At 64.0% G+C, this 16,779-nt stretch carries 12 protein-coding genes; 4 read left to right on the top strand and 8 right to left on the bottom strand.

Annotated features, from left to right (window positions below):
- Positions 1-242: 242 nt before the first annotated feature.
- The 4 genes from F1735_RS29430 (at position 243) to nhaA (ending at position 6,177) form a co-directional block, all read left to right on the top strand.
- Positions 243-686 carry a lysozyme gene (locus F1735_RS29430; RefSeq protein ID WP_222853111.1) on the top strand — a complete coding sequence of 148 codons (444 nt, stop codon included), beginning with the start codon at positions 243-245 and terminating at the stop codon, positions 684-686.
- A 329-nt stretch (positions 687-1,015) separates the two neighbouring features.
- Positions 1,016-4,246 (top strand): di-heme oxidoredictase family protein, encoded by a 3,231-nt coding sequence (locus F1735_RS29425; RefSeq protein ID WP_373888599.1) that lies wholly within the window; start codon positions 1,016-1,018, stop codon positions 4,244-4,246.
- 149 nt (positions 4,247-4,395) lie between these two features.
- On the top strand, positions 4,396-4,890 hold the full coding sequence (locus F1735_RS29420) for a hypothetical protein (protein WP_167240225.1): 495 nt from the start codon (positions 4,396-4,398) through the stop codon (positions 4,888-4,890).
- 99 nt (positions 4,891-4,989) lie between these two features.
- Positions 4,990-6,177: a Na+/H+ antiporter NhaA gene (gene nhaA, locus F1735_RS29415; RefSeq protein ID WP_167240224.1), complete on the top strand. Its 1,188-nt coding sequence runs from the start codon at positions 4,990-4,992 to the stop codon at positions 6,175-6,177.
- Positions 6,178-6,189: 12 nt separating this feature from the next.
- Here nhaA and F1735_RS29410 read toward each other — a convergent pair whose 3' ends face one another.
- From F1735_RS29410 to F1735_RS29375, 8 genes are all read right to left on the bottom strand, one after another.
- Positions 6,190-11,421, bottom strand: coding sequence for a DNA repair ATPase (locus F1735_RS29410; protein WP_167240223.1), 5,232 nt, complete (start codon positions 11,419-11,421; stop codon positions 6,190-6,192).
- 68 nt (positions 11,422-11,489) lie between these two features.
- The gene (locus tag F1735_RS29405; protein ID WP_167240222.1) at positions 11,490-13,562 is read right to left on the bottom strand and encodes a flotillin family protein; all 2,073 of its coding nucleotides are present in this window, start codon (positions 13,560-13,562) and stop codon (positions 11,490-11,492) included.
- Positions 13,563-13,591: 29 nt separating this feature from the next.
- Complete coding sequence (locus F1735_RS29400; RefSeq protein ID WP_167240221.1) at positions 13,592-14,242, bottom strand: ubiquinone biosynthesis protein; 651 nt, start codon at positions 14,240-14,242, stop codon at positions 13,592-13,594.
- Between the two features lie 28 nt (positions 14,243-14,270).
- Positions 14,271-14,621: a hypothetical protein gene (locus tag F1735_RS29395; RefSeq protein ID WP_167240220.1), complete on the bottom strand. Its 351-nt coding sequence runs from the start codon at positions 14,619-14,621 to the stop codon at positions 14,271-14,273.
- A gap of 9 nt (positions 14,622-14,630) precedes the next feature.
- Entirely contained in the window at positions 14,631-15,344 is a 714-nt protein-coding gene (locus F1735_RS29390; protein ID WP_167240219.1) for a PspA/IM30 family protein, read from the bottom strand.
- A 9-nt stretch (positions 15,345-15,353) separates the two neighbouring features.
- Positions 15,354-15,839 (bottom strand): DUF2170 family protein, encoded by a 486-nt coding sequence (locus F1735_RS29385; protein ID WP_167240218.1) that lies wholly within the window; start codon positions 15,837-15,839, stop codon positions 15,354-15,356.
- A 125-nt stretch (positions 15,840-15,964) separates the two neighbouring features.
- On the bottom strand, positions 15,965-16,105 hold the full coding sequence (locus F1735_RS29380; protein WP_167240217.1) for a hypothetical protein: 141 nt from the start codon (positions 16,103-16,105) through the stop codon (positions 15,965-15,967).
- Between the two features lie 104 nt (positions 16,106-16,209).
- Complete coding sequence (locus F1735_RS29375; RefSeq protein ID WP_167240216.1) at positions 16,210-16,410, bottom strand: hypothetical protein; 201 nt, start codon at positions 16,408-16,410, stop codon at positions 16,210-16,212.
- Positions 16,411-16,779 lie beyond the last annotated feature (369 nt).

The following is a 16,779-nucleotide window of genomic DNA, read 5'->3' as shown; positions in this document are numbered from 1 at the left end:
GCTGCTCTGGGGTAGAATTCATGTCGGGCAAGGTGTGTTCGTGCTGATAGGGTAGGTTTTTAGATAACTCCCATTCTATCAATCACTTACGGCATTCTTGCCCTTTTTTGTGCAAAATTCAGGCTAGACGCACCAAACCGGACGGCTGCGCCGTCCGCGCTCTTGACCCTGCCCTGAAGGGCGAGGTTTGCCGCGCAACCGATCAACAGGTATCATATATTCCACACAACACGGGAGCAAAAATGAACCCAGAAATGCAATACAGTACAAATGGACTGGCGTTGACGGAACAATTTGAAGCTTGCAAGCTGACCGCCTACCGCGATTCCGGCGGCGTGTGGACCAATGGCTACGGCAATACCCACGGCGTCGTGCCCGCTTCCACCATCACACAGCAACAAGCCGTGGCGGACCTCCAGAAAAACATCCAGACCAGCGTCAACGACGTCAATCTGCTGGTGAGCGTCCAGCTGACGCAGGGCGAATTCGATGCCCTGGTCGATTTCGATTTCAATCTCGGGCGCGGCAATCTGCAGAAATCCACCCTGTTGACCGACTTGAACGCGGGCAATTTTGCCGCGGCTGCCGAACAGTTCGACAAATGGGACCGCTGCAACGGCACGGTCCTGGCTGGCTTGTTGCGGCGCCGTGAGGCCGAGACGAAGGAATTCGACGGCGCCAGCTGAACCCATCCCGGCAACGCCAGGTGCCAGACCGACCCCCTGAAACCCATCATGAACCGGCGGCGCCAACGGCGCCGGCGGGGCACGCGTCAATACGTGCGACCGAATCGTAGCGCCATCCCAACACTTCCTCACAATAAATCCCTCAAGCATCTGGTAACGTTTCCAGATTGTCATATGTGCATGTTATAAAGATGCAAATTGAAGGCGGTGCAATGATGAAACTGCACGGCGCCACTGCGGCCGATCGCGTGGCAAACCCAAGAGAAGCATGCCGGCCGGCTGACGCTGCCGGCATTACTTTTAATGAAGTCCGACACCACGAGGTCCATATGAGGTATTCACCATCGGGCGCGCGCCGCTCCGGCGTGGCGCAGCGACCGTTGCGCAAGCTCTCTCACGCTCTTCCCCTCGCCCTGACGATGTTGCTGGCCGCGTGCGGCGGCAACGGCAACGGCGGCGGCGAGCCTGCTCCTGTCGGCCAGGGCGGCATGAGCGGCACATCGCGCCTGGTCGCGGCGGCGGCCGAAACCGTGCTCACCCCGGTCGGCGCCAGCGCCAGTTCGGCCGAGCGCGCCGACCTGGGCGGCGCGGGGGCCATCGACCACAACGACAAAACGCGCTGGGGGAGCGGATTTAACGACGGCGAATCGCTCACGCTCGACTTCGGCAAGTCCGAACTGATCAGCCGGGTGCGGATCGACTGGGAAAACGCCCACGCCAGCCAATACCTCTTGCAAGTGTCGGACGACAACGCCAACTGGACCACCATCAAGACCGTGGACGACAGCCAGGGCGGCACCGAAGAGATCACCGGCCTGAACGGCAAGGGCCGCTATCTGCGCATGCAGGGCGTCAAGCGCTCGTCGCAGTACGGCTATTCGATCTTCGACATCCAGGCATTTTCGGGCACGCCGGTGCCGACCACGCCGGTGCCTACGCCCGTGCCCGGCCCGGTCGACGCCAGCCAGCCGGGCGTGGCCATCAAGCCGGTCGCAACCAGCTCGTCGGCGGTGGAAAACCAGGCCATGTCGGCCGCCATGACGGTCGATGGCAAACCCGCCACGCGCTGGGCCAGCAAGGCCGAGGATGGCGCCTGGATCGCGTTCGACTTCGGCGTCAAGACGCGAGTCGGCTACATGAAGCTGCTCTGGGAAAACGCCTACGGCAAGCAGTACGAACTGCGCGTGTCGGACGATGGCCAGAACTGGACCCAGGTGCGCAGCGTCAGCAAGGGCCGCGGCGGCACCGAGGAATTCTTCAACCTGGGCGTCAACGCCCGTTTCATCCGCCTGCAGGGCGTGGCGCGCGCCACCCAGTACGGCTACTCGCTGTTCGAAGTCGACTTCAAGAGCCCCGGCAGCGACAACACCGTGCCGCCCGCCGTCACGTCGGCCCATCCCTTCCCCGCCAACGGCAGCGCGATGAGCCCCTTGCCGCCAGCGGCCGAAGCGCTCGAAACGCTGCAGTTCACCCTGCCCGACGGCACCCTGGTCACCCGTTTCGGCGCGCGCGGCCTGGCGCGCCACGGCCGCGAGCGTGGCGAGGAATGGAACGAAATCGGCGAGGGCCCGAACGAAACGATCGACCCGGCCACTGGCCTGGCCGTCAACAAAGGTCCGGGCAACTACCTCACCTTCGTGCCGCAATACTTCAAAAACCGCACCTGGGGCGTCGAAATCATCGACAACAGCCGCGTGGCGGGCGTCACCAAGCCGCAGCTGATCGTCAACCAGTACACGCAGACCGACTTTCTGTCGGGCGGCATCGCCTTCTTCCGCGCCTTCGACCGGCCCGGCGTGACCGGCTACGGCTGGATGAATCCCGGCGAACTGGTCGACCGCAGCGTGGCCCAGTGCGCACCCATCGCTTACCCCGCCAACGGCAAGCTGAGCAATGCCAACGGCATCAACGGCGCCTGCACCTTGCTGGTCAAGGGGTATCCGGGCCACGGCGGCATCGACGCCAACGGCATGCCGAACGGTAAGAGCGTGCCTGGACGCGCGCTGGTCGCCGGCGACATCATCGAGGTCTCGCCGTCCTTCTTCTCGACCAAGGAGGCGATGGCCGCCAAGGGCGATACCGGCGGCATCCGCTATTACTCGTACGAGTGGGTGTATGTGGTCGGGGCGGGCTTGAAACCGTGGTACGGCGTGCAGCCGCGCCTGAACTCGGTGCCGCTGCCGGAGGACACCCTGTCCGGCGGCCAGGGCTCGATTTCCTACAACTACACCGACAACGGCCTGTTCATGTTCCAGCAGCCGCACAACAACGTCGGCATGCAAAACATGCAGCGATTCGTCGAAGGGCGGCGCCTGGTACACACCAGCTTCCTGACCGGCGAGCATAACGAGGGCGGCAACGACCGCTACGCGGCGGCGGTCGGCCTGCAAGGCCAGCGTTACAACCAGTCCGCCTGTATCGCCTGCCACGTCAACAACGGCCGCAGCCCGGCGCCCGCCGCGCTCGGCCAGCGCCTCGACAGCATGTCGGTCAGGGTCGCCAGCGTCGGCGCCAACGGCCAGCAAGTGCCGCATCCGCTGTACGGCACCGCGGTCCAGATGAACGCCGTCTCGCCAAGCGGCAGCGCGCAGAACTGGGGCATGGGCGCGCGCGTGGCCGGCTTCGAGACGCGCCCGGTCAAGCTGGCCGACGGCAGCACGGTGGAACTGCGCAAACCGGCGCTCGCCTTCGAAGGCCCGGCGCCGGACGCCTTCTCGCTGCGCGCGGCCCAGCCGATGATCGGTACCGGCCTGCTCGAAGCGATTCCCGAAGCCGATATCCTGGCGCGCGCCGCGCAAGCGGTCGATGCCGATGGCGTCAAGGGCACGGCCAATTTCGTGTTCGATCCTGAAAGCGGCGCCGTGCGTCTGGGCCGTTTCGGCTGGAAGGCGTCGAAGGCGACCTTGCGCCACCAGAGCGCCGACGCGCTGCTGCTCGACATGTCGGTCACCTCGCCGGTGTATCCGAACCGCAGCTGTGGCTTTGACCCGGCCGGTTGCGGATCGAAAGGCGCGCAAAAGGGCATTCTCGAGTCCGACCTGAAATCGATCACGCAGTACCTGGCCCTGGTCGGCGTGCCGGCCCAGCGCAGCGTTGCCAGCGGCTTTCCGAAGGGCGTGGCGGCGCTCGACGAGCACCGCGTCGACGCCCAGCAAGTGAGCGCCGGCGGCAAGCTGTTTACCGGCATGCGTTGCGCCGCCTGCCACACGGTGCAGATGAAGACCGGCGCCGGCCACCTGTTCGCCGAGCTGCGCAACCAGACCATCCGTCCGTACACCGACATGCTGTTGCATGACATGGGCGCCGGACTGGCCGACAAGTTTGCCGAAGGCCAGGCCAAGGGCGCCATGTGGCGTACCGCGCCGCTGTGGGGCATCGGCTACACCGACATGGTCATGGGCCAGGACGGCAAGGTCGGTTACCTGCACGACGGCCGCGCGCGCAACCTGACCGAGGCGATCCTGTGGCATGGCGGCGAAGCCGACAAGTCGCGCCAGCGTTTCGAGGCGCTGTCGGCGCAGGACCGCGAGGCGTTGCTGGCGTTCCTCAAGTCGCTGTAATCGCGTAACAGAGGGCAAGGAACAGCGCGCCGGACAGGAAACTGTCCGGCGCTCTTTCTATTTGTGCGAACGTCCCATAGAATGTGTCTCTGCGGCATTTTTATGGGGCTGTCAGCGCGTCCGAACAATTCCCTTGCGAGTATTCATGTATGAAGTCGGTGTATCTTAAATATATCGCGTGTGTGCTTGGGTTCCTGGCGCTCGGGCTGTATGACGTGAAAGATAATTTCAAGGGGCTTTCTGGTGGCATCGCCTTGTTCCTGCTGCTGTTGGCGGCGATTGTCGGACCGGCGTTCAAAGCGCGGGTTTTCGCGGGCTGGAAGCTGTTTTTCGCAGGCCTGTGCGGGTTTATCTTGAGTGTGTTCGTTGGCGCGCTCTTCAATCCCCCCGTCGAACGGGCGGCGTCGGCGCTGGTTGCGTCAGTCTACGAGTATAAACAGCATACCGGGGCCTTTCCGGAGTCCTTGATGCAAGTGGCTACGGCCGACAATATCGCCGCAATTTCCCGGAAAAGAATCAAATACGGCTCCCGCGTTCATTACCTGCGCACGGCGGAAGGCTTCTATTTGAGTTACGACACTTACCCGTTCAACAGCCAGGCGTGGGACCTGGAAAAGAAAGCGTTTGTCGAGATGCTGGACTGAAGCGGCGCGCAAATCGGTTATACTGCTGCCTGGGTGTCCACACGTCCGTGTGGCAGGTTTTTGCGATGGTCGGGCCGCCACGCAGCTTTGTGACGACTTATGACCACACCGACTCTTCCTTTGCGCGCCCTTTCCGACAGTTTCAAGGACTTCTTTGCTTCGAGCAAAGCCGGGGGCATTGTCCTCATCGTGTGTACACTGCTGTCGCTCGTACTGGCCAATTCCGCCGTCGGCGCCGACTACCTGGCCTTCTGGCACCTCAAGCTGGCCGGAATGAGCGTCGAGCACTGGATCAACGATGCCTTGATGGCGATCTTTTTTCTCCTGATCGGCCTGGAACTGGAACGCGAGCTGTATAACGGCGAACTGTCCAACTTCAAGAATGCGCTGCTGCCGATCGTGGCGGCGGTGGGCGGCATTTGCGTGCCGGCGCTGATCCATGTCGGCTTGAATAACGGTTCGCCCACCCAGGCCGGGATCGGCATTCCGATGGCGACCGATATCGCCTTCGCCCTCGGCGTGCTGGCCCTGCTGGGCAGCCGCATACCGGCCTCGCTGAAAATCTTCCTGACCGCGCTGGCCGTCATGGACGACCTGGGCGCGATTATCGTGATCGCCGTGTTCTATACGGCACAGTTGTCGGTGCCGTATCTGCTGGGTGCCATCGCCATGTTCGCCCTGCTGCTGTGCATGAACCGGGTGCTGCGCGTCATGGCGCTGGCGCCCTACCTGCTCGGCGGCGCCATCATGTGGTTCCTGATGCTCAAATCGGGCGTGCATGCGACCATTGCCGGCGTGCTGCTGGCCTTCGCCATTCCCTTCTCCGCCAAACAGGACGACCAGGACTCGCCCTCGCACCGGCTCGAACACGTCCTGCACAAGCCGGTCGCCTTCATCATCCTGCCGATTTTTGCCTTGGCCAACACCGGCATCATCATCGCGTCGGGCTGGACCGGCGATCTTGCCTCGGCCAACAGCCTGGGCATCCTGGCCGGCCTGGTGATCGGCAAGCCGCTCGGGATCACCTTGTTTTGCCTGGCGGCGGTCACCCTGGGCATCTGCCGCCTTCCGGCCGACCTTGCCTGGCGCCATGTGTTTGGTGCGGGATTGCTGGGCGGGATCGGCTTTACGATGTCGATCTTCATCACCAACCTGGCCTTCGTGGGACAGGCCGAGGTGATCAATGCCTCGAAGATGGCGATTTTGCTGGCCTCGCTGGTGGCCGGCGCAATCGGCTTCACGTGGCTGAAACTGTTCGGCCAGTCCGCGCCACCCGCACAGGGGTGACGCGCGCCGGCCTTACGGCTGGTTGCCGTCGGCCGGGAACAGCCGGGCCAGGCGTTTTTCGATCTCCTTGATGTCGGCGCCGGTGTCGCGCACATTGTCCCAGATGCTGTGATCGAGCCGCATCTTGTGGTTCATGGAACTTATCAAGGGCAACAGGGCCTGCTCGTAGCTGTCCGCCAGGCGCAGCACGGCCGCTTGCAAGCTGGCCTGTTCCGGCACGGTCACGTGTACCGCCGGCGCCATGTGCTGGCCCAGGGCGGCGATCTGCTTGCCGATCTCGGACAAGGTATTGGCCACGCGGGTGGCGCCGTCGGCGTCAGCCCCGCCCTGCTTGCGCAGGCGCACGAAATCGGCGACCAGGGCGGCCCAGCGCGCTTGCTCGGCCTCGCTCGGCTGCCCCAGCAGGTGCGCCAGCTTGAGCAGGTTTTCCTCGGCCCCGGTAGTCAAGGTCTGCGCTTCGCCGCGATAATGGTCGCGCAGCAAGGCATCGAGCTCGGCATCATTCATCAGCGCCGATACCTTGGGCGTGAGTTTGCTCATGTTGCGGTAGCTGCCCTGCAACTTGAACGGCGGTTCGGTGCGGTAGGCATCGTCCTGCGCGGCCGAGGCAATGTAGGCCATGTTCACGCCCAGCAGCGCGTCGCGCACCTTGAACAGGCGCTGCAGCACCTTGACGATCTCGGCCACCTCGGCGCTGGTGTACGGGTGCGCCAGTTCGCCTGTTCCCAGCGCTTCGCCCTGCGCCATGCGGATCAGGCGCACCACATCCTGCGGATCGCGCATCGCCAGCGCTTGCAGTTCCGGGTGCGAGACCAGCGCGTTTTCGATGTATGACATGGCAAACACGTCCTCGCGCCCGCTGAGCACGTCGCCGAGATTGTCGATGTCGGCCCGGTTGGCCAGCATGTCGGGAATCTTGAACACGGCGCCCGATTCGGTGTACGGATTGCCGGCCATGACGATGGCAAAGCGCTTGCCGCGCAGGTCGTAGCTGCGGCTGCCGCCTTGCCACACGCCCTCGACGCGGCGGGTGCCGTCGGCCAGGCCGATGAACTTTTGCAAAAATTCCGGGTTGGTGTGCTGGATGTCGTCCAGGTACAGCATCACGTTATTGCCCATCGCCAGACCCAGGTTCAGCTTTTCGAGCTCGGCTTTGGCCGCGCTGTTGGCGGCCTGGGCCGGGTCGAGCGAGGTGATGCCGTGGCCCAGCACCGGGCAATTGATGCGCACGAAAATCATGCCGAGGCGGTCGGCCAGGTATTCCATCAGGGTTGTCTTGCCGTAGCCCGGCGGCGAAATGAGCAGCAGCATGCCCATCGAATCGGTACGGCGGGCCTCGCCGGCCGCGCCGATCTGCTTGGCCAGGTTGTCGCCCACCAGCGGCAGGTAGACCTCGTCGATCAGGCGGTTGCGCACAAAACTCGAGAGCGGCTTGGCCTGGAACTGTTCCAGCCGCAGGCGCCGTTTTTCTTCCTGCACCAGGCTGTGGCGCAATTGCTGCAACTGCTCGCAGGCCGGCACGATCACGTCGGCGTGCCAGGCCAGGCGCCGCAAGAAGTCGTTCAGCTGGAGCGTCATGGCTTGCTCCTTGACCCGCGCATGTTCGCCCAGCAAGCCGTCGACCCGGGCCGCCAGGTCGGCTTGCTGGAGTTGGCGCGGCATGCCGCACAAGAGACCGGCAGCCGCTTCCGGCAATAAGGCCAGGTGGTGTTGCTCCTGCTGCATGAAGGCATGCAGCCATTCGGTCGCCAGTTGCCAGCGGGTATGCCAGCCAAGCGTCGCGTCCAGCCACGGCAGCGCGATGGCGTGCCGCTCCAGGTGTTGCCGCAATCGGTGCGCCAGCTCGGACCCGGCGCGGCTGGCCACCCATTCATGCGGGGCGGCGTGGTGCATATCGGCGGCCTGGGAGCCGAGTTCGGCCAGCAGGTAGGCGGCGCTCTGGTCGAGCAGGCTGTCGACGGTTTCGGTGGCGCTGTCGAGCCAGGGAGCGATGTCGAGCGCGTGCAGCGCCAGGAAATCGCGCAGGTCGTTGCCGAATTGATCCTTCACTTGCTTGCCCATGCGCTCGCTACCGAACTGGCTGCGCATCAGCTCGGCTTGTCCGGCCTGGCGCCGCGCGGCCTGGGCCGTGGCGTGCAGCTCGGGCGTGTCTTCCAGGTGTTGCCAGTAGATCAGGGCGACGGCGCGCGCCAGCGGGCTGTAACGCAGCAGCCTGGCGTCTTCCAGCATCGGCAGCAACTTGCGCAAAATCAGGCCGGCGTCGTGATCGTGGATGCCTTTCTGGTATCCCTCGTGGAAGCGCGGCGCGGCGAAGCGGCGCACGGCGGCGTCCAGCGCCGGGTCGGCCGCATCGCGCGCGGCCTGCACCAGCGCGCTCCATGCCATGCCGGGTGTACCTTGCCGCGCGGCCAGCACGACTTGCCAGGCCAGGTATTCGGCACGGTACACCTGCGTGCTTTCGGAGATGGTCTCGAAACCCCAATAGGCTTGCAGGGCATCGAGCCGGGGGTCGGCCAGCGGCGCGAAGTAATCGGTGCCGGCCAGGTGGTAGGCCGGCCGCCCTTCATGCGTGACCAGGGCCAGGTCGAGTGCTTGCTGGTTGACGGTGAAGGCGTGCTTGCCCAGGCGGATGGTGTTGCCGGTGACCAGTTCGTTGCGGTCGCGCAGGGAGCGCTGGCCCTGCTCGCGCAGCGCCTTCAATTGCCCGGCCAGGTCGTCGGCGCCGACCGCGCCCCCCAGTTTGCGCAGGTCGGCGATGCTGCTGCGCAGCTTGCCCAGCAAGGCGTCGGACGCGAAGTAGGCTTCCAGCTGGGCCGCGTCGTTCAGTTGCGCCAGGCGCTTCGGCACACCGGCCAGGATGCGCCGCGCCGCGTCGACGATGGCTTGCACGCGCCGGCCGCGCTGGTCCAGCAAGGCTTGCTTGCGCCCTTCGAACGCTTCGTACACGGCTTCGCGCTTGTGGCCGATTTCGGCAAGGTAATCTTCTTGCTCGGCGAAGCGGGCTTCCAGGTCTTCCAGCTGGGCCAGCAGGCGGGTCAGCAGTTCGTCGCAGCGCTCGGGCGAGTCGCTTTGTTCGAGCGCGCTGTCGACCGACTGCCCGAACAGCTGGAACTGGGCGGCGAATTCGGCCGCCGATTCGCCCTGCGAGAGTTGCTTGCGGTGCTGGCGCGCCTGGGCGCGCAGCTTGTTGACATCGGCGTAGATGGTCGAGATGGTATTGAGGATGCGCGTGCGCAAGGTGGCGTCGCCCACCGCCAGCGTACCCAGCAGTTCGGTCAAGCCGTCCAGGCGCGCGGCGTTCTGGTCGAGCGTGTCGTTCAGCGGGGCCAGCGCGGCCGTGGTGTGCATGTCCGGCAACTGGGCGCGCTGCTTCGCCAGTTCCCCGGTGAAGCGGGCAAAGGCATCCTCGCGCGCCAGGAAGGTGACGGTGTTGCCCGATACGCGCGCTTCTTCGGTTGCCAGTTCGGCGTCGAGCGCGCCCAGCTGCGCCACATCCATGTAGCGCTGTTCCTTCAGGCTGGCCAGGCGCCCGCGCGCCAGCCGGATCGCGTCGAGCGCGTCGATGAAGTCGGCGGGCGACTGCCACAGGCGGCTGGCGGAATCGGTCAGCAACTGGCGCTGCGCCAGCGCGGCCTGGGCCAGCGTGTCGGCGGCGGCGCGCCGCACGGCGGCGGCCTTGTCGAATTCGTCGAGGGTGGCGCCGGCCACGCTGATTATGGCGTGTACTTCGCTGCCGGCGTCATGCGCCTCCGCCGTGCCCAGCCAGTGGAAGGCGTCGGCGATGCGGCGGCACTGGCGCAGCAGCGCTTCGAACACGAAGCGGCCGGGCAACTGGTCGCGCGGGGCGTCGGCCTGCTGGCGAACGGCGCGCGCCAGCGAGAGCAGCTCCGACAGGCCGCGCACCAGCTCGCGGTTGCCGATCTTGCCGAGGTAGCTCTGGCGCGGCGCCTGCAGCGCGGCATGGTCGTCGCTCACGAAGGCAGTCTGCCACAGCTGCATGGCGTGGTTGCGGGTCGGCTCCTCGCTTTCGGCGGAGAACAGCAGCATGGCGCCGTCGGGATAATGGGCGTAACCGTGCGCAATGAGCGGCTGGGCCAGGGTCTTGCTGATCATATTGTAGGTGAGCAAGACGTAGACGCCCTGCTCCACCCCGTAAAACACGTACAGCACATCCTCGCCATTGGGCGAGATCACGCGCCGCTCGAATTGCAGGTCTTGCGGCATGTCGGCGAAGATCCTGGCTTCGCCGCTTTGCAGGATGTAGCCTTCGGGGAACACGATGCCGTGGTCTTCGGGCAGCTGGACGCAGGAAGCGCCTACCGCGTCGACCCGGGTCACCTGGGCCGTGCGGCGGTTGAAGACCAGGTAGCGGAACACCGATTCGCGGTAGGGCTTGATGCGCAGCAGGATCAGCTCGCCCACGGCGGCGTAGGCGATGTCGCCATCGTTGAGCGACTGGTTGCGGTCCTCGACCGGCTCGGCGTAGATCCCCAGGCCGGTTTCGGTATTGTTTTCGATCTTGACCGTCAGGTCGCCGCCCACCGTCTCGACGAACAGGGTGTCGAGGATGTTGATATGCGGATGCTTGCCCAGCACGTGCTGCTCGCGCGTGGTCTGGGTCCACTCGAAATCGTGGGTCGGCGGCAGCGCAATGTCGCGCTCGCCGCGGTTGTCGATGTAGGTGGCCTGGCCGCCGGCTTCCAGTTGCCAGCGGAATACGCGCACGTCGCTGATGCGCTCGCCGATCTTGAAGGCGGCCAGCACCTTGCCCTGATGCACGCGCAACTGCACCAGCTGGGCGTTCTTGTAATAGCTGTACAGCTCGCGAAATTCGGCCAGGAAGCGCGGCTGGTCCAGGAAGGTGTTTTCCAGCGCGAGCGGTTCGAGCTCGGCGTCGTCGCCGTCGGCACGCAGGCGGTACAGGGCGAACACGTCCGCGACCTGGGTTTCCTGGCGCAAGCCCATGAACACCTTGTAGCCGAACAGCAGCACGTCGCCCACCAACACCAGGTCGCGCGCGACGCAATTGTTGTCGGTACGGGCGCGGGTGCGCGCGCGCAGCAACATTTCCTGGCGGCCAAATTCGGCCAGGCGCGATTCGTTGAGTTGGGCCGCCTTCGCTTGCAGGGCCTTGCCATGCTCGCCCAGGCGGGCGCGCAGCAGGTCGAAACTGCTGGACTCGAGCGCGCCGTCGGAACGATTGCCGGAATCGGCCGGCGCCGGTGCTGCGTGTGCATCGCTCATGAACTCAATCCGCCTCGGTGTGAAGAAGTGCAATCAGGTGGGCAGGCCCGGCCCGCCCCGCCCCGTCTTTAGTTGGCGCGCGGCGCGTCCAGCGCCGGCTTGAAGGTGGCCAGCAGGCTTTGCAGCGCTTGCTGTTGCTGCGCCGTGCCATCGCTGCTGATCTTGGCCAGCAGGGCCGACACGGTCAGGTTCTGCAATTCGCCCGAGGAGCTGCCCAGCGCGCCGATCAGGCCGCGGATATCGCCTACCATGTCGCGCTCGCCGCTAAGGTGGTCCTTCAGGCCCACCTGCAAGGTGCGGCTCTTCTCGACGGTGGCGTCGATGCCCTTGCCGATCGAGAGCGCCTTGACGAAGCGGTCGAAGTAATCGCCCTCGCCGCCGACGATGTCGATGCGTGCGTTTTGCAGCGCCTTGCCCAGCACTTCGGCCTGGTCCTTGGCGATCAGGGTTTGCGCATCGATGCCCTTGTTGATCTGCTGGTTGGTGATTTCGAGCTGCATGCGGAACTCTTCGTGCGCCCGGGTTTCTTCGCTCATGGCCGACATGGCGTCGAATTTCAGCGCCAGGCCCTTCGATTCGGCTTCGAAACGCGCCTGGATGACGTGCGCCTCGGCGTCGCCGTGGGTGGCGGTGGCGGCGGCGTCGGCGCTCTTGACGGCCGCTTGGGCCAGGCCCATCTGCTCGAGCCCGGCCGCTTCGGCATGCATGCGCAGGCGGGTCGACTCGGCTTCGGCCGCGCCCTGCTTGAGGATCGCTTCGGACGAGGCGATCATGACCCTGGCGCTGGCCAGGCCCGGTGCGGCCAGTTCGGCTTCCTTGCCTTCGGCTTCGCGCTTTTGCGACTCGGCGTGGCGCTCGGCCACTTTGAGGGCGGCGTCGGCGGCGGTCAGGTCTTGCACGGCGCGGTGCTTGGCCGAGCGTTCGGCCGCTTCGGCCGCCTTGACCGTCATGAGCAGTTTTTCCTCGGCGGCGGCTTCGGCCGCAATGACGACCGACTTCTTATGGCGGTCCGCCTCGGCAATGGCGCGCACATCCTTGATCGCTTCCTCCTGCTCGGCCACCGTGCGTTCGACCACGATGCGCTCGCGCACCACGTCGGCGATGGCCTTTTTCTGCACTTCGATGGCTTTTTCCTTTTCGATGGTCTGCAAGGCGACTTCCCGTTCGCGGTCGACCACTTCGAGCTGGCGGGCGCGGGTGACGCGCTCTTCTTCGATCGCCACGGCGCGCTTGCGGTTGTTTTCGGCCACTTCTTTCTCGCGCGTGGTGTTTTCCTGCTGCACCATCACCGTTTGTTCCGACTGCAGGCGCGCCAGTTCGGACTTGGTAAATTCTTCCGACTGGATTTTTTGGGTTTCAGCCTGTTCGCGCGCCCGCACCGAGCTCACTTCGCGGCCCTGGCGCGATTCGGCGTCGGCCTGCTGGCGTTCGAGTTCGAGGATCGCTTCGCGGGTTTCCACGTTTTTCTTCTTGATGCGCATATCTTCGTCGCGCTTGAGTTCGTTCGTGCGGATGTTTTCGATGGCGGTCAGCTCGGTGATCTTCTTGATACCCTGGGCGTCGAGGATGTTATGGCCGTCGAGCTTGTCGAGCGGCGTTTGCTCGATATAATCGATGGCGGCGTCTTCCAGCACATAGCCGGACAAGTCGTCGCCGATCTGGCGGATGATATCGTCGCGAAAACGGTCGCGCGCCTGGTACAGTTCGACGAAGTCCATCGCCTTGCCGACCGTCTTGAGCGCTTCGGCGAACTTGGCGGCGAACAGGTTTTCCAGGGTTTGCTGGTTCGATGCGCGCACGCAGCCGACCGCCTGGGCCACTTTCAGCACATCCTGGGTGGTCTTGTTGACGCGCAGGAAGAAGGTGACCTTGATGTCGGCGCGGATATTATCCTGGCAAATCAGGCCGTCCTTGCCGTGGCGATGGATTTCAATCGTCTTCAGCGAAATTTCCATCATCTCTTTTTTGTGGATGACCGGATAAACCATGCCGCCGGTGAAAGTGACTTCGGGCTCGGCGCGCAGCGTGTTGATGATCATGACGTGGCCCTGCTCGACCTTGTAGTAAAACTTCGAGAACAGCGCGAAACAGCCCAGAACGATGACGGTGATGATACCGATCGAGAGCAACAGAATGTCCATGATTTCTTTCAGGTTCTAATGGTTGGTCGTTAAAAAACGGCGGGTGCTGCTTGTACTTCGTACTGCTGGGTGGCCGGGTCGTAGGCGACGATGATGGCTTTGGCGCCCTTGGCCAGCGCATTCGGCACGGCGGCCCAGACCCGGATATTGATGCTCACGCCGTGGGCGTCGACATCGGCGCGCCCGAAACCGCGGTCCACGCTTTGGGTGGTGATGCGGCAATCCTGGCCCACCAGGCTTTCGTTGCTGCGCGCGGCGTGCTTGACGAACAGCGCGCGCAAGGGTTGCAAGACGCGCGCAGCGACCGGGATCGACAAGCCGCCCGACAACACCAGCACAGCGCAGCCGGCCAGCATGCGCAAGGTCTCGGTCGGCAGCCAGGTCAGCGCGTACTGATGCAGCAAGGCGGTCGAGAGCCAGGTGCAGAACACCAGCACGCTGGCCGCCACCGACAGCGGCACCCCGCCAAGGCCGAGCGCGACCACATAGCCGGCCAGGGTGTGCAGGTCGGGCAAGTCATGCAGCTCGTGCCCGCCGTGGCCGACGTCGGTGTGCAAGTGGAGCGAGTCGCCCACGTCGACCAGGCCGATGATCGACATCACCCAGTACACCAGCAGGACGGCCAGCAGCACCGTGGGGATGGAGGTCGGAAAACTGCTCAAAAGCTGCCAGAGAGTCATGCCAGGCCTTCCTTCTTATCGAGGTTGTTCATGGTGATGAGGGTGGGTCGCCGTCAGGCGCTTTCTGCTGTCTGGCAAAATTGATCAACGCTTCGTGCAGCGATTCCTTGATTTTCCGCTTGTCGTCCACGGCCAGGCCGAAGCGCTCGGCCAGGATGTCGTAATCGGCATCGCTGAGCGAGACGGTCAGGCGCGGTCGCACCGGTTTGCTGGTGCATGGCAAGCCGAGGATGGTGCGGATCTGGTCCGACGGCGACAGCTGGTTCCTGAACGCGGCGTAACGCACCGCGTCGATCACCTGCTTCTCGACGTCAAAAGCGACCTGGAGCGAGCGCAAGGCGGCGTCCGACCCGGTCCAGCGCGGGGAACTGCGTACCATCGCGCCTCCTCAAGCCGGCTTGTCGCCGCCGGCGTCGGCGGCGCGCTGGCGCAGGCGCGCCATTACCTCGGCCGTGCGGTTCGAGGCCGTGCCGATGCCGGCCGCGGCCAGCTTGCGTTCGAGCGCCTTGTCGCCGAATTCGCCGTCGAGCGCATCGGCCGCCTGCATGCGGTCGGCGGTGTCCTGGTGGCGCTGCTTGATGCGTTCGAGCGACTCTTTCGCGCTCATCAGCTTCGAGCCGCCGCTGCCCATGCTGCTCGAAATGGTGGCCGTGGCGCGGTACACGCTCTCGGTGGTCTTGGCCATCGCCAGTTCGCGCTCATGGTCGCGCAGGACCGCTTCGGCGCCGCGGATCAGGTCTTTCAAGCGCGCGATGTGGCCGGCCAGGTCGTCGCGCACGGTCGTTTGCGCGGCCAGGGCGGCTTCGATGTCGGCCACCTTGCCGGCCACTTCCTCGGCCAGCGCGGACTGGCTTTTCTGCAGCGCTTCCACGGCCAGCGCTTCGTAGCGCTGCATCTCGCGTTGCAGGCGCTCGATCTCGCGCGCGGCCTGCATTTCCTTGGCCATGACCGCGGTCAGGTCCTGGCGCGCGGTGGCGACGTGGGCCTTGGCTTCGATGATTTCCTGCTCGTAGATGCGGTTGGCGTTGCTATCGACGATGCTCTGGCCGATCGAATGCATGTCGCCGCGCAGCATGGTGAGGATTTTTGAAAAGACAGCCATGATGGACTCCTATTTTAAGAATTCAGAAAAGACGTCGAGGGCTTCAAACGCGTTGTCGGCGACCATCGCCACATCCGTTGCAATGCTGTCGGCGCTGGCGTCGTGCGCCAGCGAACCGAAAATGACATAGTGTTCGCCGACCCGTCCGAAGTTCGACAGCGGAATGGCCATGTTCAGGTCCATCATCGCTTCGAGCATTTCATAGCGGCGTTCGGGGCGGATTTCGGCTTCGGTCCACAGGTAGCAGATGCACAGCACCTGGCTGGGAGTGGCGGTGATAAATACCGGCAACTCTTCCAGCCCTTCGATCGTCATGCGCATGACGGGCACGCCGTCGGCCTGGTCCGGCGGCAGCAGGTTGCTGCTGACCCCGGCCGAACCGGGTCTGCGCAGCAGGGCCTGCTCAATTTCAAGCATCTGTCTCATTGCCATTTCCATCGTTTTGCTCCTTGCACGGTGCGGTGGTTTCATCATCCCTGATGAGGTGTTGGACATATTATGTCCCAAGTATAAATACATGACATAAAATGTCAAGGAGCGCCGCGGCATGCGGGTAGGTGCGGCCGGCCAGGTGCGGCCGGCCAGGTGCGGCCGGCGAGGTGCGGCATTGGCGGGGGTGCTTACTCCGTCTCGGGAGACAGTGCCGCGACGATTGACGCGAACTGACCGTCGATCAGCTGGGTCAGGGTCATGCCGGGAAACGTATCTTGCGGTTCGCTGTCGCTGGCGATTTCGGCGAGAATCGTCGGGCGGGAGCACATCGCACAGCGATCCGATTTTCAAGCTGTTGTAATGCAGCTCATCCTGGCCGAAACGCAGGTTGCCGAACATGCCGTTGCGGTCGAAATAGCAATAATCGTACACGTTATCGTTGATATGGCGGCAGCCGAAGCCCGTATATGTCGTCGGGAATGCGGACGGTCAGCCGCGCTTCGAGCGCCGCGCTCTCTTGCGCCGTGTCCGGCGCGTCGAAAGCGAGATCGAAACGCTCGGGGTATTCGGTGTCGGCGGCAATTGCACAGGCGTTGAGGGCGATGAGGGCGATGATGTTGTCGCGTAACGTCATGGAAGGCAATATCTGTTTGAAAAGACCGATTGTAGACGATCGTGCTACTCGTATATCGAAGCCGACGATTTTTCAAATGCAGGTTGTTACCCCTGGCAATGCCACGTCGATCACTCCGATCTCCTGCCGATAAGATTGAGGGGGAATTGTGCCGCCAGCGCGGATCGGATTCAGTTGCACATTCGTGGGGAAAGTACGGCTGTTTTCAGTGCGACTACCCAATCGAAAAATTGACATATAAACCTGAATCCGTGTTCCGCCTCCTTCAATAGTTGATCAAGTCATTGATTTCAAAGTAAAATATGGCATCCCATACTTTCACCTGACCTGCCATGCCACACTTTGAAGTCAAGCAATCGCGCAACCTGG

This window comes from Massilia genomosp. 1 (assembly GCF_011682185.1).
Classification (GTDB): domain Bacteria; phylum Pseudomonadota; class Gammaproteobacteria; order Burkholderiales; family Burkholderiaceae_D; genus Telluria_A; species Telluria_A rubra.
Note: the sequence above shows the minus strand (reverse complement) of the source record. Positions and strands in the feature narration are given on the sequence as shown.